We start from the raw sequence: 17,219 nt of genomic DNA on the forward strand, positions 1-17,219 counted from the left end.
CGGGCAGCCAGGTCCAGGGGTGCGCGTCGGCCCCCAGGCCCACGACGGTGGCGCCCGAGCGGCCTATGTGAAGGGCGGGCGCGTCCAGCGACGCGATGCCATGAGTGCGCGTCAGAAGCCGTCTGAGGGTGGGAGTTGGATCCGGCGGTGTCCTTGCCGAGCAGCACGAGGCCGCCGGGGGCCGCGGCCACGCTGAGTGGGCCATAACCGTCGAAGCCCTCCCGGACGCGTCGGTGGCGACGGTGGCGCGGGCGCCGGGGTAGCGGTGGTGAGTGGCGCGGACCCAGCCCTTCCTGTTCTTGAGCGGGCGGATGCCGCCGACGTTGTAGTCGCCGCAGCCGGCCGGGTTGCCGCACTCCCAGTCCGGGGCGCCGCCGTACGGGACCAGGCCCGCGGCCTTCTCCTGGAGCACCGCGGCCGGGAGGTTCTGGCAATGGCGGACAGGCTGCTGGTCAGAGCCGTTCCGCGGGCAGCAAGACGGCTGATGGACACGCGGGGTTGCTTCACCATCGGAAGCTTGTGCGTGAGGCGGAGCGGTGGGGTACTCTCTCCGGCTGCGATTGGCGCGGGCTGCACCCCATATGGCACACTGACCAGGTTGCTCGGTTGAGTGCCGATGCTGCGCGCCTCCCGCCGGGAGGACCGGAAGCGAGTCCCACAGTACTCGTCGCCCCATCTGCCGTAAGGCAGCGCTGGAGCGGACGTACGGGAATCTTCCGGGAAGTGTCAGCGGGGTACCAGCCAGGCACTCGGTGGGTGTTCTTCCCCCGACGCGTGGTCTTTGGCCCGCACCCCCTTGGTTGGGAAATCCTTCGGGAGATCTTCGTAGAGGGAGTGCGACACGCCCGACCGCGGGGGTCGGAGAAAGATCGCAGGACCGACCGAGTTCCAGAGCGTTTCTAGAGACAGGACTACTGAGTAGCCATGGCGGGACAGAAGATCCGCATCCGGCTCAAGGCCTACGACCACGAGGTCATCGACTCATCGGCGAAGAAGATCGTCGAGACGGTGACTCGCACTGGTGCGTCGGTCGCGGGCCCGGTGCCGCTGCCCACTGAGAAGAACGTGTACTGCGTCATCAAGTCGCCGCACAAGTACAAGGACTCGCGCGAGCACTTCGAGATGCGCACTCACAAGCGCCTGATCGACATCCTCGACCCGACGCCCAAGACCGTTGACTCGCTGATGCGCCTGGACCTTCCGGCCGGCGTTGACATCGAGATCAAGCTCTGAGAGGCGCGGAAGAGATGGCTAAGCAGATCAAGGGCATCCTGGGCGAGAAGCTCGGCATGACCCAGGTCTGGGACGAGAACAACCGTGTCGTCCCGGTCACCGTGGTCAAGGCCGGTCCGAACGTTGTGACCCAGGTCCGTACGAATGACTCCGACGGCTACGAGTCGGTCCAGATCGCCTTCGGCGAGATCGACCCGCGCAAGGTGAACAAGCCCCTCAAGGGTCACTTCGCCAAGGCGGACGTGACCCCGCGCCGCCACCTGGTGGAGCTCCGCACCCCTGACGCCAGCGAGTACACGCTGGGCCAGGAGATCACTGCCGAGGTGTTCGAGTCCGGCGTCAAGGTTGACGTCACGGGCAAGAGCAAGGGCAAGGGCTTCGCCGGTGTCATGAAGCGTCACAACTTCAAGGGCCTCGGCGCCGGTCACGGCACCCAGCGCAAGCACCGCTCTCCCGGCTCCATCGGTGGCTGCGCCACCCCGGGCCGTGTGTTCAAGGGCCTCCGTATGGCGGGCCGCATGGGCAACGAGCGGGTCACCACCCAGAACCTGACCGTTCACGCCGTTGACGCGGAGAAGGGCCTGCTCCTGATCAAGGGCGCGGTTCCTGGTCCGAACGGCGGCCTGGTCCTGGTCCGCACTGCGGCCAAGGGGGCCTGAGGACTATGAGCACCATTGACATTCTGTCGCCCGCGGGCGACAAGTCCGGGACCGTTGAGCTCCCGGCCGAGATCTTCGACGCCAAGATCAGCATCCCGCTGATCCACCAGGTCGTCGTCGCGCAGCTGGCCGCCGCCCGTCAGGGCACGCACAAGGTCAAGCGCCGTGGCGAGGTCCGTGGTGGTGGCAAGAAGCCTTACCGCCAGAAGGGCACCGGCCGCGCCCGTCAGGGTTCGACCCGAGCGCCGCAGTTCGCCGGCGGTGGCGTTGTCCACGGCCCCACGCCGCGTGACTACTCGCAGCGGACCCCGAAGAAGATGAAGGCTGCCGCCCTGCGCGGTGCCCTCACCGACCGGGCCCGCAACTCCCGTATCCACGTCGTCACCGGCGTGATCGAGGGCGAGGTCTCCACCAAGGCCGCGAAGACCCTGCTGGGCAAGATCAGTGAGCGCAAGCACGTGCTCCTGGTCGTCGAGCGGGCCGACGAGGCCGCGTGGCTCTCCGCCCGCAACCTGCCCCAGGTGCACCTCCTGGAGCCGGGCCAGCTGAACACGTACGACGTGCTCGTCTCCGACGACGTGGTCTTCACCAAGGCCGCCTTCGAGTCCTTCGTGTCTGGTGCGCCTACTGGCCGGAACGATGAGACCGAAGGGAGCGACGCCTGATGTCTGAGGCGACCGTAACCAGCAAGACCTTCTCGGACCCGCGCGACGTTCTCGTCAAGCCGGTTGTCTCCGAGAAGAGCTACGCCCTGCTCGACGAGAACAAGTACACGTTCATCGTCGCGCCCGGCTCCAACAAGACCCAGATCAAGCAGGCCGTCGAGGCGGTCTTCTCGGTCAAGGTCACCGGGGTCAACACGATCAACCGTCAGGGCAAGCGCAAGCGCACCCGCACCGGTTTCGGCAAGCGCGCCAACACCAAGCGCGCCATCGTGACCCTTGCCGAGGGCGACCGTATCGACATCTTCGGCGGCCCGACCTCCTGACGGAGGTCGAGTCGTCCGGAATCGGACGAGGACTGAGAAATGGGTATCCGCAAGTACAAGCCGACGACCCCGGGCCGTCGTGGCTCCAGCGTCGCCGACTTTGTCGAGATCACGCGGTCCACGCCGGAGAAGTCGCTGGTCCGCCCCCTGCACAGCAAGGGCGGCCGTAACAACACCGGTCGTGTGACCGTCCGTCACCAGGGCGGTGGCCACAAGCGCGCCTACCGCGTGATCGACTTCCGTCGTCACGACAAGGACGGCGTTCCGGCCAAGGTCGCTCACATCGAGTACGACCCGAACCGCACCGCGCGCATCGCGCTCCTGCACTACGCAGACGGCGAGAAGCGCTACATCATCGCGCCGCGTGGCCTGTCGCAGGGTGACCGTGTCGAGAACGGCCCGGCCGCCGACATCAAGCCCGGCAACAACCTGGCGCTGCGCAACATCCCGGTCGGTACGACCATCCACGCCATCGAGCTGCGGCCCGGCGGCGGCGCGAAGTTCGCCCGCTCCGCGGGTGCCTCCGTGCAGCTGCTGGCGAAGGAGGGCTCCATGGCCCACCTTCGTATGCCGTCCGGCGAGATCCGTCTGGTCGACGTCCGCTGCCGCGCCACCATCGGCGAGGTCGGCAACGCCGAGCAGTCGAACATCAACTGGGGCAAGGCCGGCCGTCTGCGCTGGAAGGGCGTTCGCCCGACCGTCCGCGGTGTCGCCATGAACCCGGTCGACCACCCGCACGGTGGTGGTGAGGGCAAGACCTCCGGTGGTCGCCACCCGGTCAGCCCGTGGGGTCAGAAGGAGGGTCGTACTCGCTCGCCGAAGAAGGCGTCCAGCAAGTACATCGTCCGCCGCCGCAAGACGAACAAGAAGCGCTAGGAGCGGGTTTAGATGCCGCGCAGTCTCAAGAAGGGGCCCTTCGTCGACGACCACCTCATCAAGAAGGTGGACGTCCAGAACGAAGCCGGCACCAAGAACGTCATCAAGACCTGGTCCCGTCGCTCGATGATCATCCCGGCCATGCTCGGCCACACGATCGCGGTGCACAACGGCAAGATCCACGTCCCGGTGTTCGTCACCGAGTCGATGGTCGGCCACAAGCTCGGCGAGTTCTCGCCGACTCGCACCTTCCGCGGCCACGTCAAGGACGACCGGAAGTCGAAGCGCCGCTAACGCGGGGTGACTGACTATGACTTACACCGAAGGGACAACCATGGAAGCCAGGGCCCAGGCGCGGTACATCCGCGTCACGCCCATGAAGGCCCGCCGCGTGGTGGACCTCATCCGTGGCATGGATGCCACGGAGGCTCAGGCGGTCCTGCGTTTCGCCCCGCAGGCCGCGAGCGTGCCGGTTGGCAAGGTGCTTGACAGCGCCATCGCCAACGCTGCACACAACTACGACCACACCGACGCCTCTTCGCTGGTCATCAGCGAGGCGTACGTGGACGAGGGCCCGACCCTGAAGCGGTTCCGTCCGCGTGCTCAGGGCCGTGCCTACCGGATCCGTAAGCGGACCAGCCACATCACCGTGGTCGTCAGCAGCAAGGAAGGAACCCGGTAATGGGCCAGAAGGTTAACCCGCATGGGTTCCGGCTCGGCATCACCACGGACTTCAAGTCCCGTTGGTACGCCGACAAGCTGTACAAGGACTACGTCAAGGAAGACGTCGCCATTCGTCGCATGATGACGAAGGGCATGGAGCGAGCCGGTATCTCGAAGGTTGAGATCGAGCGCACCCGCGACCGCGTCCGCGTTGACATCCACACCGCCCGCCCGGGCATCGTCATCGGTCGCCGTGGCGCCGAGGCCGACCGCATCCGCGGCGAGCTCGAGAAGCTGACCGGCAAGCAGGTCCAGCTGAACATCCTCGAGGTCAAGAACCCCGAGGTGGACGCTCAGCTGGTGGCCCAGGCCGTAGCCGAGCAGCTGTCCTCCCGCGTCTCCTTCCGTCGCGCCATGCGTAAAAGCATGCAGGGCACGATGAAGGCCGGCGCCAAGGGCATCAAGATCCAGTGTGGCGGTCGTCTCGGCGGCGCCGAGATGTCCCGCTCGGAGTTCTACCGCGAGGGCCGAGTGCCCCTGCACACGCTCCGCGCGAACGTCGACTACGGCTTCTTCGAGGCCAAGACGACCTTCGGCCGTATCGGCGTGAAGGTCTGGATCTACAAGGGCGACGTCAAGAACATCGCCGAGGTCCGCGCCGAGAACGCCGCTGCGCGCGCCGGTAACCGTCCGGCCCGAGGCGGCACCGACCGCCCGGCCGGCCGCGGTGGCCGTGGTGGCGAGCGTGGTGGCGGTCGCGGCCGCAAGCCGCAGCAGTCTGCGCCGGCAGCCGAGGCCCCCAAGGCCGAGGCTCCCGCCGCTCCCGCTGCTCCGGCTGCTGAGAGCACCGGAACGGAGGCCTGACCGAAATGCTGATCCCCCGTAGGGTCAAGCACCGCAAGCAGCACCACCCGAAGCGCAGCGGTATGTCCAAGGGTGGTACGCAGGTTGCGTTCGGCGAGTATGGCATTCAGGCCCTCACTCCGGCGTACGTGACCAACCGCCAGATCGAGGCGGCTCGTATCGCGATGACCCGCCACATCAAGCGTGGCGGCAAGGTCTGGATCAACATCTACCCGGACCGCCCGCTGACGAAGAAGCCTGCCGAGACCCGCATGGGTTCCGGTAAGGGTTCCCCGGAGTGGTGGATCGCGAACGTCAAGCCCGGTCGGGTGATGTTCGAGCTGTCCTACCCGAACGAGAAGATTGCGCGTGAGGCGCTTACCCGCGCTGCTCACAAGCTTCCGATGAAGTGCCGGATCGTTCGGCGCGAGGCAGGTGAGTCGTGATGTCTACCGGTACCAAGGCGTCCGAGCTGCGTGAGCTGGGCGACGAGGAGCTTGTTGCCAAGCTTCGCGAGGCCAAGGAAGAGCTGTTCAACCTCCGCTTCCAGGCGGCGACCGGTCAGCTCGAGAACCACGGCCGGCTCAAGGCCGTCCGCAAGGACATCGCGCGGATCTACACCCTCATGCGTGAGCGCGAGCTGGGCATCGAGACGGTGGAGAGCGCCTGATGAGCGAGAGCAATGTGACTGAGACCAACACTGACCGCGGTTTCCGCAAGACCCGTGAGGGCCTGGTCGTCAGCGACAAGATGGACAAGACCGTCGTCGTCGCTGTCGAGGACCGTGTGAAGCACGCGCTGTACGGCAAGGTCATCCGCCGTACCAACAAGCTCAAGGCTCACGACGAGCAGAACGCTGCCGGCGTCGGCGACCGCGTCCTCATCATGGAGACGCGTCCGCTGTCGGCGACGAAGCGCTGGCGCATCGTCGAGATCCTCGAGAAGGCCAAGTAATTCTGCGGGGGCTCCGCCCCCGCACGCCCCCCGCTGGGGGCTCCGTCCCCAGGCCCCCGGGCGTGGGCGGCGGGACCTCAGCACTAGTTCCGCCAGGCTCGGCGGGCTCCGCTAGTCAACTGGCGGAGCCCGCCGGGAACCGGCAGACAAACAGGAGATAGACGTGATCCAGCAGGAGTCGCGACTGCGTGTCGCCGACAACACTGGTGCCAAGGAGATCCTTTGCATCCGTGTTCTCGGTGGTTCCGGTCGCCGCTACGCGGGCATCGGTGACGTCATCGTCGCCACCGTCAAGGACGCGATCCCCGGTGGCAACGTGAAGAAGGGTGACGTCGTCAAGGCGGTCATCGTTCGCACCGTCAAGGAGCGCCGCCGCCAGGACGGCTCGTACATCCGCTTCGACGAGAACGCCGCCGTCATTCTGAAGAACGACGGCGACCCCCGCGGCACCCGTATCTTCGGCCCGGTGGGCCGTGAGCTGCGCGAGAAGAAGTTCATGAAGATCGTCTCGCTCGCGCCGGAGGTGCTGTAAGCATGAAGATCAAGAAGGGCGACCTGGTTCAGGTCATCACCGGTAAGGACAAGGGCAAGCAGGGCAAGGTCATCGCGGCCTTCCCCCGCGAGGACCGTGTCCTGGTCGAGGGTGTCAACCGGGTCAAGAAGCACACCAAGGCCGGTCAGACCGCTCGCGGTTCGCAGACCGGTGGCATCGTGACCACCGAAGCCCCTGTCCACGTCAGCAACGTTCAGCTGGTTGTGGAGAAGGACGGCAACAAGGTCGTCACGCGCGTCGGTTACCGCTTCGACGACGAAGGCAACAAGATCCGCGTTGCCAAGCGGACGGGTGAGGACATCTGATGGCTACCACCACCACTCCGCGTCTGAAGACGAAGTACCGCGAGGAGATCGCGGGCAAGCTGCGTGAGGAGTTCTCGTATGAGAACGTCATGCAGATTCCCGGCCTCGTCAAGATCGTGGTCAACATGGGTGTGGGCGACGCCGCCCGCGACTCCAAGCTGATCGATGGCGCCATCCGCGACCTCACCACGATCACCGGCCAGAAGCCTGCCGTCACCAAGGCCCGGAAGTCCATCGCGCAGTTCAAGCTGCGTGAGGGTCAGCCGATCGGCTGCCACGTCACCCTCCGTGGTGACCGCATGTGGGAGTTCCTGGACCGTACGCTGTCGCTCGCGCTGCCGCGTATCCGTGACTTCCGGGGTCTGTCGCCGAAGCAGTTCGACGGCCGTGGCAACTACACCTTCGGTCTCACGGAGCAGGTCATGTTCCACGAGATCGACCAGGACAAGATCGACCGGGTCCGGGGCATGGACATCACCGTGGTCACCACGGCGACCAACGACGCTGAGGGCCGTGCCCTTCTGCGTCACCTCGGCTTCCCGTTCAAGGAGAACTGACCGTGGCGAAGAAGGCTCTGATTGCCAAGGCCGCCCGCAAGCCGAAGTTCGGTGTGCGCGCATACACCCGCTGCCAGCGCTGCGGCCGACCCCACTCCGTCTACCGCAAGTTCGGCCTGTGCCGCGTGTGCCTTCGTGAGATGGCTCACCGTGGCGAGCTGCCGGGCGTGACCAAGAGCTCCTGGTAATTCCCGTACGCCCAAAGGGCAGTACGAGCATTACCGGAGGCTCTCGGTAAGTATCTGGTCGGCGGGAGCCCTCCCTCACATGCCGTAGGCTTGGGGGGTTGGGCGCCTGCCGCCCTGACCGACTTACTACGCCGTAGGTCCCCGCACCGCACCCGTCCCGCCACTGAGTGGGGAGAGGGATGGCGCATACAGGAAACCCCGGCGAGAGAGGCCGAAGGCCAATTCATGACCATGACTGATCCGATCGCGGACATGCTGACTCGTCTGCGTAACGCGAACTCGGCGTACCACGACTCCGTGGCTATGCCACACAGCAAGATCAAGTCGCACATCGCGGAGATCCTCCAGCAGGAGGGCTTCATCACCGGCTGGAAGGTCGAGGACGCCGAGGTCGGCAAGAACCTCGTTCTCGAGCTGAAGTTCGGCCCGAACCGTGAGCGCTCCATCGCGGGCATCAAGCGGATCTCGAAGCCGGGTCTGCGTGTGTACGCGAAGTCCACCAATCTGCCGAAGGTCCTTGGTGGCCTGGGCGTGGCGATCATCTCCACGTCCCACGGTCTTCTGACCGGCCAGCAGGCAGGCAAGAAGGGCGTAGGTGGGGAAGTCCTCGCCTACGTCTGGTAGTCGGGAACGGAGGAAAAGCCAATGTCGCGAATCGGCAAGCTCCCCATCCAGGTTCCCGCCGGTGTGGACGTCACCATCGATGGCCGTACGGTCGCGGTGAAGGGCCCCAAGGGTTCCCTCTCCCACACCGTTGCCGCGCCGATCGAGATCGTTAAGGGCGAGGACGGCGTTCTGAACGTCACCCGTCCCAACGACGAGCGTCAGAACAAGGCTCTGCACGGCCTGTCCCGCACGCTGGTGGCGAACATGATCACCGGCGTAACCCAGGGATACGTCAAGGCGCTCGAGATCAGCGGTGTCGGTTACCGCGTCGCCGCGAAGGGCTCCAACCTGGAGTTCCAGCTCGGCTACAGTCACTCGATCCTGGTGGAGGCGCCCGAGGGCATCTCCTTCAAGGTCGAGTCGCCGACCAAGTTCTCGGTCGAGGGCATCGACAAGCAGAAGGTCGGCGAGGTCGCCGCGAACATCCGCAAGCTGCGCAAGCCCGACCCGTACAAGGCCAAGGGCGTCAAGTACGCGGGCGAGGTTATCCGCCGCAAGGTCGGAAAGGCGGGTAAGTAAGCCATGGCATACGGTGTAAAGATCGCCAAGGGTGACGCGTACAAGCGCGCCGCCATCAAGCGTCGCCACATCCGCGTCCGCAAGCACATCTCCGGTACGCCGGAGCGTCCGCGCCTGGTCGTGACTCGCTCCAACCGCAACATCGTTGCGCAGGTCATCGACGACATCGCGGGCCACACGCTCGCGTCGGCGTCGACCCTGGACACCTCGATCCGCGGTGGCGAGGGCGACAAGAGCGCCCAGGCCAAGCAGGTCGGCGCGCTTGTTGCCGAGCGTGCGAAGGCTGCCGGCGTCGAGGCTGTCGTGTTCGACCGTGGTGGCAACAGGTACGCCGGGCGCATTGCCGCTCTGGCTGACGCCGCCCGCGAAGCCGGGCTGAAGTTCTAAGCCCCGGTTCCGGGACTAACGGACGTAACAGAGAGAGGTAAATCCAATGGCTGGACCCCAGCGCCGCGGAAGCGGTGCCGGTGGCGGCGAGCGGCGGGACCGGAAGGGTCGCGACGGTGGCCCTGCCGCCGAGAAGACCGCTTATGTTGAGCGCGTTGTCGCGATCAACCGCGTCGCCAAGGTTGTCAAGGGTGGTCGCCGCTTCAGCTTCACCGCGCTGGTCGTGGTGGGCGACGGTGACGGCACCGTAGGTGTCGGATACGGCAAGGCCAAGGAAGTTCCCGCGGCCATCGCCAAGGGCGTGGAAGAGGCCAAGAAGAACTTCTTCAAGGTCCCGCGTATCCAGGGCACCATCCCGCACCCGATCCAGGGCGAGAAGGCCGCGGGCGTCGTCCTGCTGAAGCCTGCTTCCCCCGGTACCGGTGTGATCGCCGGTGGCCCGGTGCGCGCGGTGCTCGAGTGCGCCGGCGTCCACGACATCCTGTCGAAGTCGCTCGGCTCCGACAACGCGATCAACATCGTGCACGCGACCGTGGCGGCCCTCAAGGGCCTGCAGCGTCCCGAGGAGATCGCGGCCCGCCGCGGTCTGCCGCTCGAGGACGTCGCCCCCGCGGCTCTGCTCCGTGCGCGTGCGGGAGCGGGTGCGTAATGGCCCGCCTCAAGATCACGCAGACGAAGTCGTACATCGGCAGCAAGCAGAACCACCGCGACACCCTGCGTTCGCTCGGGCTCAAGCGCCTGAACGACGTGGTTGTCAAGGAGGACCGTCCCGAGTTCCGCGGCATGGTGCACACCGTCCGCCACCTCGTCACGGTTGAGGAGGTCGACTGACATGGCGGAGAACAACCCGCTGAAGGTCCACAACCTCCGGCCCGCCCCGGGCGCCAAGACCGCCAAGACCCGTGTGGGTCGTGGTGAGGCGTCCAAGGGTAAGACCGCCGGTCGTGGCACCAAGGGCACCAAGGCCCGCTACCAGGTTCCGGAGCGCTTCGAGGGTGGGCAGATGCCCCTCCACATGCGTCTCCCGAAGCTCAAGGGCTTCAAGAACCCGTTCCGTACCGAGTACCAGGTCGTGAACCTGGACAAGCTGGCCGCGCTCTACCCGCAGGGTGGCGAGGTCACTGTGGCCGATCTGGTCGACAAGGGTGCGGTTCGCAAGAACAGCCTCGTCAAGGTCCTTGGCCAGGGCGAGATCTCCGTGGCGCTGCAGGTGACGGTTGACGCCGTCTCCGGTTCCGCCAAGGAGAAGATTGCCGCTGCCGGCGGCACCGTCACCGAGCTCGTCTGAGACGAGTTCGATGGCTGAAAGCTGAAAACCGACCGGGGATGCCTCTCAAATGGGGCATCCCCGGTCGGTCGTTCCTAGGGGGCACTTCCGCCGGTAAGGTGGCGTGCACTGTTGCTGTAAAAGGGGGTTCTGCCCCCGGCCGCGTGGTCTGTCCGACTAAGATCGTGCGGATTGCCTGTTACGTATTCGTCGATCCTCAATACCGTCACCTCTGACGCAGTAGCGCGGGGGTCGCAGGAGGCACCGTGCTCACCGCGTTCGCCCGGGCGTTCAAGACGCCCGACCTGCGCAAGAAGCTGCTCTTCACGCTCGCCATCATCGTGCTGTACCGGCTGGGGTCCCACATTCCGGTCCCAGGCGTCAGCTACCAGAACGTACAGATCTGTGTGGACGCGGCCCAGAAGGGCAACAACAGCCTGTTCGGCCTGGTGAACATGTTCAGTGGCGGGGCGCTGCTGCAGATCACCATCTTTGCGCTGGGCATCATGCCGTACATCACGGCGAGCATCATCCTGCAGCTGCTGACCGTGGTCATCCCGCGGCTGGAGGCCCTCAAGAAGGAGGGTTCGGCCGGCACAGCGAAGATCACGCAGTACACGCGATACCTGACGGTCGCCCTCGCCGTGCTGCAGGGCACCGGCCTGGTGGCTACGGCTCGCAGCGGTGCGCTCTTCAGCGGCTGCACAGTCGCCGACCAGATCGTTCCGGACCGCTCGATTTACACGACCATCGTCATGGTCGTCACCATGACCGCGGGCACCGCGGCCGTCATGTGGCTCGGTGAGCTCATCACCGACCGCGGCATCGGCAATGGCATGTCGATCCTGATGTTCATCTCGATCGCCGCCGGCTTCCCGGGCGCCCTCTGGGCGATCAAGGAGAGCGGCAAGCTTGCCAAGGGCTGGATCGAGTTCAGCACGGTCATCCTGATCGGCTTTGTGATGGTCGCGCTGGTCGTCTTCGTCGAGCAGGCTCAGCGCCGTATCCCGGTGCAGTACGCGAAGCGCATGATCGGGCGGCGGTCGTACGGCGGTACGTCCACATACATCCCGCTCAAGGTGAACCAGGCCGGTGTGATTCCTGTCATCTTCGCCTCGTCGCTGCTCTACATCCCGGCGCTGGTCGCGCAGTTCAGCAGTGGCACTTCGGGCTGGAAGACATGGATCGAACAGCACTTCGTCAAGGGTGACCACCCGTACTACATCGCCACGTACTTCCTGTTGATCGTGTTCTTCGCCTTCTTCTATGTGGCGATCTCGTTCAACCCCGAGGAAGTCGCGGACAACATGAAGAAGTATGGTGGCTTCATCCCGGGTATCCGGGCCGGTCGACCTACTGCCGAGTATCTGAGCTACGTGCTCAACAGGATCACTTGGCCGGGCTCGCTGTACCTGGGTCTGATTGCTCTTGTTCCGACGATGGCGTTGGCAGGCTTCGGCGGCGCGAACCAGAACTTCCCGTTCGGCGGGACGAGCATCCTCATCATCGTGGGTGTGGGTCTGGAGACCGTGAAGCAGATCGAGAGCCAGCTCCAGCAGCGCAATTACGAAGGGTTCCTCCGCTGATGCGAATCGTCCTCGTCGGGCCGCCCGGTGCCGGCAAGGGAACGCAGGCTGCGTACCTTGCCAAGCACCTGTCGATCCCGCACATCTCCACGGGCGACCTTTTCCGGGCCAACATCAGCCAGGGCACGGAGCTCGGCCTACAGGCCAAGGCCTACATGGACGCGGGAGAACTGGTACCCGACGAGATCACCATCGCCATGGCCAAGGCCCGGATGGAACAGCCGGACGCCCGGAACGGCTTCCTGCTCGACGGCTTCCCGCGCAATGTCTCGCAGGCCGAGGCGCTCGACGCGATGCTGAAGGCCGAGGGCATGACGCTGGACGCGGTGCTCGACCTGGAGGTCCCCGAGGACGAGGTCGTGAAGCGGATCGCGGGCCGCCGCATCTGCCGCAACGACTCGAGCCACGTCTTCCATGTGACGTACTCCCCGCCGAAGACCGAGGGTGTCTGCGACATCTGCGGCGGCGAGCTGTACCAGCGCGACGACGACTCCGAGGAGACAGTGCGCAGGCGGCTCGAGGTGTACCACACGCAGACCGAGCCGATCATCGACTACTACCGGGCCCAGAACCTGGTGGTCACGATCTCCGCGCTGGGCAAGGTCCACGAGGTGACCCAGCGGGCGATGGACGCGCTCAAGAAGTGCGTCAAGAACTGACCAGTACCCCGCAGTACCTTCCGTACGGCCGCGGTGTCCGATGGGCGCCGCGGCCGTACTGTTGAGCAGTGACACGTCAGAGGTGGAAGGCAAGGAAATGGTGCAGATCAAGACCCCGGAGCAGATCGCGAAGATGCGCGAGGCGGGGCTGGTCGTCGCCGCGATTCACGCGGCGACCCGCGAGGCAGCGGTGCCCGGTGCCACCACCAAGGATCTGGACGAGGTCGCCCGCAAGGTGATCGCCGACCACGGTGCGAAGTCGAACTTCCTGGGGTACGGCGGGTTCCCCGCGACCATCTGCACGTCAGTGAACGAGGTCGTCGTGCACGGCATCCCGGACGAGAAGACCGTCCTCAAGGACGGCGACATCATCTCGGTCGACGCCGGCGCGATCATTGACGGCTGGCACGGGGACGCGGCCTTCACCGCGTTCGTGGGCACGGGGCACGCTCCGGAGCTGATCGAGCTCTCCCGGGTCACCGAGGAGTCGATGTGGGCCGGCATCGCCGCAATGAAGAACGGCAACCGGCTGGTGGATGTCTCGCGTGCGATCGAGACGTACATCCGTCGCCAGCCGAAGCCGGGTGGCGGCCGGTACGGGATCATCGAGGAGTACGGCGGCCACGGCATCGGCACCGAGATGCACATGGACCCGCACCTGCTGAACTACGTCACGCGCAAGCGCGGCAAGGGCCCGAAGCTGGTCCCCGGCTTCTGCCTGGCGATCGAGCCGATGGTCTCCCTCGGCACTCCGCACACCGAGGTGCTCCAGGACGACTGGACGGTCATCACGACGGATGGCACCTGGTCCTCGCACTGGGAACACTCGGTGGCGTTGACGGAGGAGGGCCCGCTGGTCCTCACGTCTCCTGACGGTGGCCGGGCGAAGCTGGCGGAGCTGGGCATCACCGCGGCCCCCGACCCGCTGGCGTGACCCCCTGCCTCGGCTTAAGGATCTCCGTCGGTGGGCAAACTTGCCGGATTCGTCTTTTCGAGTGGCCTGTCGTAGACTGATGCGTCGGCTCTCGTGTACCCGTGTGTCTCCATGCGGCCACCCGAGTCGATCAAGGTAGCCGATTCGAAGGGCGAAGCGTGGCCAAGAAGCAAGGTGCCATCGAAATTGAGGGCACCGTGATCGAGTCCCTCCCGAACGCCATGTTCAAGGTGGAACTCCAGAACGGTCACAAAGTCCTCGCGCACATCTCCGGCAAGATGCGGATGCACTACATCCGTATCCTCCCGGACGACAGGGTCGTCGTGGAGCTCTCTCCGTACGACTTGACGCGTGGCCGGATCGTCTACCGGTACAAGTAGATCTTGTCGTCACCCCATTTCGTGGGGTGACGGCACTGACCCGGAGAACCTCACATCCCATGAAGGTCAAGCCGAGCGTCAAGAAGATCTGCGACAAGTGCAAGGTGATCCGCCGTCACGGCCGGGTCATGGTCATCTGCGACAACCTGCGCCACAAGCAGCGCCAGGGCTGACGCACGACCTTTTGCACTCGCAGTTCTTCGGGCGACGCACGTAAGTAAGTACATACGCAGATCCCGCCTGGCTTCGGCTGGCGATACCCCCGGTGGAGGCCGGGGACCTGGTCCGTACCACCCTCCTTTTTCACTAAGGGTCGGCGGCCACGGAATGGCTCTGCGGAAGACCTCCGAAATTAAACAGGAGCCATGAATGGCACGCCTTTCCGGCGTTGACCTCCCGCGCGAAAAGCGCGTCGAGATCGCCCTCACCTACGTCTTCGGCATCGGGCGTACCCGGTCCAAGGAAGCCCTTGCGGCCACCGGTGTCGACCCCAACACCCGCGTTCGTGATCTGCCCGAAGAGGACCTGGTCAAGCTCCGCGAGTACGTGGACGCCAACCTCAAGACCGAGGGTGACCTCCGTCGCGAGGTACAGGCCGATATTCGCCGCAAGATCGAGATCGGCTGCTACCAGGGTCTGCGGCACCGCCGTGGCCTGCCGGTCCACGGTCAGCGCACCAGCACGAACGCTCGTACCCGCAAGGGCCCGCGTCGCGCCATCGCCGGTAAGAAGAAGCCGGGCAAGAAGTAGTCCTCAGCCGGACGCTCATCAGCGGTCTTCGCTGTAGGACCGACCACCTCCCGTAGGAGTAATAGATGCCCCCCAAGGGTCGTCAGGGCGCTGCCAAGAAGGTGCGCCGCAAGGAAAAGAAGAACGTCGCTCACGGGCACGCCCACATCAAGAGCACGTTCAACAACACGATCGTCTCGATCACGGACCCCTCGGGCAACGTGATCTCCTGGGCCTCCGCCGGTCACGTCGGCTTCAAGGGCTCGCGGAAGTCCACCCCCTTCGCCGCGCAGATGGCCGCCGAGTCGGCCGCCCGCCGCGCGCAGGAGCACGGCATGCGCAAGGTCGACGTCTTCGTCAAGGGTCCCGGCTCCGGCCGTGAGACCGCGATCCGCTCCCTCCAGGCCACGGGCCTCGAGGTCGGTTCGATCCAGGACGTCACGCCCACCCCGCACAACGGCTGCCGCCCCCCCAAGCGGAGGCGCGTCTGACCTCAGGTGCGTCACGCATCTGTGGTTTCGGGCGGTACGTTCCTTCCGGGGCGTGCCGCCCGTACCCTTGTTCCGTTGGCATCAAATAGTGGGTGCCAAGACTGGAGGCATTTCTCATGCTTATCGCTCAGCGTCCCTCGCTGACCGAAGAGGTCGTCGACGAGTACCGCTCCCGGTTCGTGATCGAGCCGCTGGAGCCGGGCTTCGGCTACACCCTCGGCAACTCCCTTCGCCGTACGCTCCTCTCCTCGATCCCCGGCGCTGCTGTCACCAGCATCCGGATCGACGGTGTCCTGCACGAGTTCACCACCGTGCCGGGCGTCAAGGAGGACGTCACCGACCTCATCCTGAACATCAAGCAGCTGGTCGTCTCCTCGGAGCACGACGAGCCGGTCGTGATGTACCTGCGCAAGCAGGGTCCCGGCCTGGTCACCGCTGCTGACATCGCCCCGCCGGCCGGCGTGGAGGTCCACAACCCGGACCTCGTTCTCGCGACGCTGAACGGCAAGGGCAAGCTGGAGATGGAGCTGACCGTCGAGCGCGGTCGCGGCTACGTCTCCGCCGTGCAGAACAAGCAGGTGGGCCAGGAGATCGGCCGGATCCCGGTGGACTCCATCTACTCGCCGGTGCTCAAGGTCACGTACAAGGTCGAGGCGACCCGTGTCGAGCAGCGCACCGACTTCGACAAGCTGATCGTCGACGTCGAGACCAAGCAGGCCATGCGTCCGCGTGACGCCATGGCTTCGGCCGGTAAGACCCTGGTCGAGCTGTTCGGTCTGGCGCGCGAGCTCAACATCGACGCCGAGGGCATCGACATGGGTCCGTCCCCGACGGACGCCGCGCTCGCCGCCGATCTGGCGCTGCCGATCGAGGAGCTCGAGCTCACCGTTCGTTCGTACAACTGCCTCAAGCGCGAGGGCATCCACTCCGTGGGTGAGCTCGTGGCGCGTTCCGAGGCCGACCTGCTCGACATCCGCAACTTCGGTGCGAAGTCGATCGACGAGGTCAAGGCGAAGCTGGCCGGCATGGGCCTGGCGCTCAAGGACAGCCCGCCCGGATTCGACCCGACGGCCGCGGCGGACGCGTTCGGCGCGGACGATGACGCGGATGCCGGGTTCGTCGAGACCGAGCAGTACTGAGCCGTGCGCCGGCGGTTGAGGCTCTGTTCTCAACCGCCGGACGGGCTTGATTTTCATACTTCCGGTGGGCGGCCGCCCGCCGGTAACTGACACCGGTACCTGATACGGCCGGTGCAGATCACAAGGAGAAACACCATGCCGCGTCCCACCAAGGGGGCCCGTTTCGGCGGCAGCGCCGCGCACGAGCGTCTGCTTCTCGCGAACCTCGCGAAGTCGCTGTTCGAGCACGGCCGCATCACCACGACCGAGGCCAAGGCCCGCCGCCTGCGTCCGGTCGCCGAGCGCCTGATCACCAAGGCGAAGAAGGGCGACATCCACAACCGTCGCCTGGTGCTGCAGTCGATCACGGACAAGGGCGTCGTCCACACGCTCTTCACCGAGATCGCTCCGCGTTACGCCGAGCGCCCGGGCGGCTACACCCGTATCACCAAGATCGGCAACCGTCGTGGCGACAACGCCCCGATGGCTGTGATCGAGCTGGTCGAGGGTGAGATCGCGAAGAAGGCGACCGTTGCCGAGGCCGAGGCCGCTGCCAAGCGCGCGGTCAAGGAAGACGCCCTCAAGAAGGACGAGGTCGTCGAGGACGCCAAGCCCGAGGGCGACGCCGCTGAGGCGGCCGAGTCCAAGGACGCCTGAGCGTATC

Annotated in this window: 30 protein-coding genes and 1 pseudogene; 30 read left to right on the forward strand and 1 reads right to left on the reverse strand. The window is 65.7% G+C overall.

Translation table 11 applies throughout. The annotated features are described in order from the left end of the window. Positions 1-217 precede the first annotated feature (217 nt). Positions 218-430 (reverse strand): annotated as a pseudogene (locus tag ACWDO5_RS12665) (PIG-L family deacetylase); the annotation flags it as partial. A gap of 494 nt (positions 431-924) precedes the next feature. Between ACWDO5_RS12665 and rpsJ the strand changes: the two are divergent. From rpsJ to rplQ, 30 genes are all read left to right on the forward strand, one after another. Further along, on the forward strand, positions 925-1,233 hold the full coding sequence (rpsJ, locus tag ACWDO5_RS12670; RefSeq protein WP_003948644.1) for a 30S ribosomal protein S10: 309 nt from the start codon (positions 925-927) through the stop codon (positions 1,231-1,233). Between the two features lie 14 nt (positions 1,234-1,247). Then, complete coding sequence (rplC, locus tag ACWDO5_RS12675; protein WP_450530305.1) at positions 1,248-1,892, forward strand: 50S ribosomal protein L3; 645 nt, start codon at positions 1,248-1,250, stop codon at positions 1,890-1,892. 5 nt (positions 1,893-1,897) lie between these two features. Next, positions 1,898-2,557, forward strand: a complete 660-nt coding sequence (gene rplD / locus ACWDO5_RS12680; protein WP_450530306.1) for a 50S ribosomal protein L4 — start codon at positions 1,898-1,900, stop codon at positions 2,555-2,557. Continuing rightward, on the forward strand, positions 2,557-2,880 hold the full coding sequence (gene rplW / locus ACWDO5_RS12685; RefSeq protein WP_398991176.1) for a 50S ribosomal protein L23: 324 nt from the start codon (positions 2,557-2,559) through the stop codon (positions 2,878-2,880). Before rplD ends, rplW begins: the two co-directional genes overlap by 1 nt. A 39-nt stretch (positions 2,881-2,919) precedes the next feature. Continuing rightward, on the forward strand, positions 2,920-3,756 hold the full coding sequence (gene rplB / locus ACWDO5_RS12690; RefSeq protein WP_351498702.1) for a 50S ribosomal protein L2: 837 nt from the start codon (positions 2,920-2,922) through the stop codon (positions 3,754-3,756). Positions 3,757-3,768: 12 nt separating this feature from the next. Beyond that, positions 3,769-4,050: a 30S ribosomal protein S19 gene (rpsS, locus tag ACWDO5_RS12695; RefSeq protein ID WP_127356386.1), complete on the forward strand. Its 282-nt coding sequence runs from the start codon at positions 3,769-3,771 to the stop codon at positions 4,048-4,050. 40 nt (positions 4,051-4,090) lie between these two features. Then, entirely contained in the window at positions 4,091-4,438 is a 348-nt protein-coding gene (rplV, locus tag ACWDO5_RS12700; protein ID WP_004571827.1) for a 50S ribosomal protein L22, read from the forward strand. Then, the gene (gene rpsC / locus ACWDO5_RS12705; protein ID WP_450530307.1) at positions 4,438-5,283 is read left to right on the forward strand and encodes a 30S ribosomal protein S3; all 846 of its coding nucleotides are present in this window, start codon (positions 4,438-4,440) and stop codon (positions 5,281-5,283) included. The genes rplV and rpsC overlap by 1 nt, the downstream gene beginning before the upstream one ends. A gap of 5 nt (positions 5,284-5,288) precedes the next feature. After that, entirely contained in the window at positions 5,289-5,708 is a 420-nt protein-coding gene (rplP, locus tag ACWDO5_RS12710) for a 50S ribosomal protein L16 (protein WP_014047785.1), read from the forward strand. Then, complete coding sequence (gene rpmC / locus ACWDO5_RS12715) at positions 5,708-5,932, forward strand: 50S ribosomal protein L29 (RefSeq protein ID WP_307661678.1); 225 nt, start codon at positions 5,708-5,710, stop codon at positions 5,930-5,932. Before rplP ends, rpmC begins: the two co-directional genes overlap by 1 nt. Beyond that, positions 5,932-6,216, forward strand: a complete 285-nt coding sequence (gene rpsQ / locus ACWDO5_RS12720) for a 30S ribosomal protein S17 (RefSeq protein WP_307661677.1) — start codon at positions 5,932-5,934, stop codon at positions 6,214-6,216. The genes rpmC and rpsQ overlap by 1 nt, the downstream gene beginning before the upstream one ends. A 163-nt stretch (positions 6,217-6,379) precedes the next feature. After that, a complete protein-coding gene (gene rplN / locus ACWDO5_RS12725) occupies positions 6,380-6,748 on the forward strand; it encodes a 50S ribosomal protein L14 (protein ID WP_171169722.1) in 369 nt (122 codons plus the stop codon). A gap of 2 nt (positions 6,749-6,750) precedes the next feature. After that, positions 6,751-7,074, forward strand: coding sequence for a 50S ribosomal protein L24 (gene rplX / locus ACWDO5_RS12730; RefSeq protein ID WP_142214201.1), 324 nt, complete (start codon positions 6,751-6,753; stop codon positions 7,072-7,074). Beyond that, positions 7,074-7,631, forward strand: coding sequence for a 50S ribosomal protein L5 (gene rplE, locus ACWDO5_RS12735; protein ID WP_450530308.1), 558 nt, complete (start codon positions 7,074-7,076; stop codon positions 7,629-7,631). Before rplX ends, rplE begins: the two co-directional genes overlap by 1 nt. Before the next feature lie 2 nt (positions 7,632-7,633). Next, the gene (locus tag ACWDO5_RS12740) at positions 7,634-7,819 is read left to right on the forward strand and encodes a type Z 30S ribosomal protein S14 (RefSeq protein WP_003956452.1); all 186 of its coding nucleotides are present in this window, start codon (positions 7,634-7,636) and stop codon (positions 7,817-7,819) included. A gap of 225 nt (positions 7,820-8,044) precedes the next feature. Next, positions 8,045-8,443 carry a 30S ribosomal protein S8 gene (rpsH, locus tag ACWDO5_RS12745; RefSeq protein ID WP_030359017.1) on the forward strand — a complete coding sequence of 133 codons (399 nt, stop codon included), beginning with the start codon at positions 8,045-8,047 and terminating at the stop codon, positions 8,441-8,443. A 21-nt stretch (positions 8,444-8,464) separates the two neighbouring features. Further along, positions 8,465-9,004, forward strand: a complete 540-nt coding sequence (gene rplF, locus ACWDO5_RS12750) for a 50S ribosomal protein L6 (RefSeq protein ID WP_266479164.1) — start codon at positions 8,465-8,467, stop codon at positions 9,002-9,004. 3 nt (positions 9,005-9,007) lie between these two features. Beyond that, positions 9,008-9,391 carry a 50S ribosomal protein L18 gene (gene rplR, locus ACWDO5_RS12755; RefSeq protein WP_142214198.1) on the forward strand — a complete coding sequence of 128 codons (384 nt, stop codon included), beginning with the start codon at positions 9,008-9,010 and terminating at the stop codon, positions 9,389-9,391. A gap of 46 nt (positions 9,392-9,437) precedes the next feature. Next, entirely contained in the window at positions 9,438-10,040 is a 603-nt protein-coding gene (gene rpsE, locus ACWDO5_RS12760) for a 30S ribosomal protein S5 (RefSeq protein ID WP_254372698.1), read from the forward strand. Next, positions 10,040-10,222 (forward strand): 50S ribosomal protein L30, encoded by a 183-nt coding sequence (gene rpmD, locus ACWDO5_RS12765; protein ID WP_005313525.1) that lies wholly within the window; start codon positions 10,040-10,042, stop codon positions 10,220-10,222. Before rpsE ends, rpmD begins: the two co-directional genes overlap by 1 nt. A 1-nt stretch (position 10,223) precedes the next feature. Then, complete coding sequence (rplO, locus tag ACWDO5_RS12770; RefSeq protein WP_405999110.1) at positions 10,224-10,679, forward strand: 50S ribosomal protein L15; 456 nt, start codon at positions 10,224-10,226, stop codon at positions 10,677-10,679. A 245-nt stretch (positions 10,680-10,924) separates the two neighbouring features. Further along, positions 10,925-12,244, forward strand: a complete 1,320-nt coding sequence (gene secY / locus ACWDO5_RS12775) for a preprotein translocase subunit SecY (protein WP_307661672.1) — start codon at positions 10,925-10,927, stop codon at positions 12,242-12,244. After that, the gene (locus tag ACWDO5_RS12780; RefSeq protein WP_450530309.1) at positions 12,244-12,903 is read left to right on the forward strand and encodes an adenylate kinase; all 660 of its coding nucleotides are present in this window, start codon (positions 12,244-12,246) and stop codon (positions 12,901-12,903) included. Before secY ends, ACWDO5_RS12780 begins: the two co-directional genes overlap by 1 nt. 97 nt (positions 12,904-13,000) lie before the next feature. Continuing rightward, positions 13,001-13,837 (forward strand): type I methionyl aminopeptidase, encoded by an 837-nt coding sequence (gene map / locus ACWDO5_RS12785; protein ID WP_450530310.1) that lies wholly within the window; start codon positions 13,001-13,003, stop codon positions 13,835-13,837. Positions 13,838-13,995: 158 nt separating this feature from the next. Continuing rightward, entirely contained in the window at positions 13,996-14,217 is a 222-nt protein-coding gene (gene infA, locus ACWDO5_RS12790) for a translation initiation factor IF-1 (protein ID WP_003956442.1), read from the forward strand. A gap of 59 nt (positions 14,218-14,276) precedes the next feature. Then, positions 14,277-14,390 (forward strand): 50S ribosomal protein L36, encoded by a 114-nt coding sequence (gene rpmJ, locus ACWDO5_RS12795; protein ID WP_003956441.1) that lies wholly within the window; start codon positions 14,277-14,279, stop codon positions 14,388-14,390. 196 nt (positions 14,391-14,586) lie between these two features. Beyond that, entirely contained in the window at positions 14,587-14,967 is a 381-nt protein-coding gene (gene rpsM, locus ACWDO5_RS12800) for a 30S ribosomal protein S13 (RefSeq protein ID WP_307661669.1), read from the forward strand. A gap of 65 nt (positions 14,968-15,032) precedes the next feature. Further along, entirely contained in the window at positions 15,033-15,437 is a 405-nt protein-coding gene (rpsK, locus tag ACWDO5_RS12805) for a 30S ribosomal protein S11 (protein WP_003956432.1), read from the forward strand. A 116-nt stretch (positions 15,438-15,553) separates the two neighbouring features. Further along, the gene (locus tag ACWDO5_RS12810) at positions 15,554-16,576 is read left to right on the forward strand and encodes a DNA-directed RNA polymerase subunit alpha (protein ID WP_003956430.1); all 1,023 of its coding nucleotides are present in this window, start codon (positions 15,554-15,556) and stop codon (positions 16,574-16,576) included. A gap of 135 nt (positions 16,577-16,711) precedes the next feature. Next, positions 16,712-17,212: a 50S ribosomal protein L17 gene (gene rplQ / locus ACWDO5_RS12815; RefSeq protein WP_450530311.1), complete on the forward strand. Its 501-nt coding sequence runs from the start codon at positions 16,712-16,714 to the stop codon at positions 17,210-17,212. Positions 17,213-17,219: the final 7 nt, after the last annotated feature.

The organism is Streptomyces sp. NPDC000880 (genome assembly GCF_053599675.1).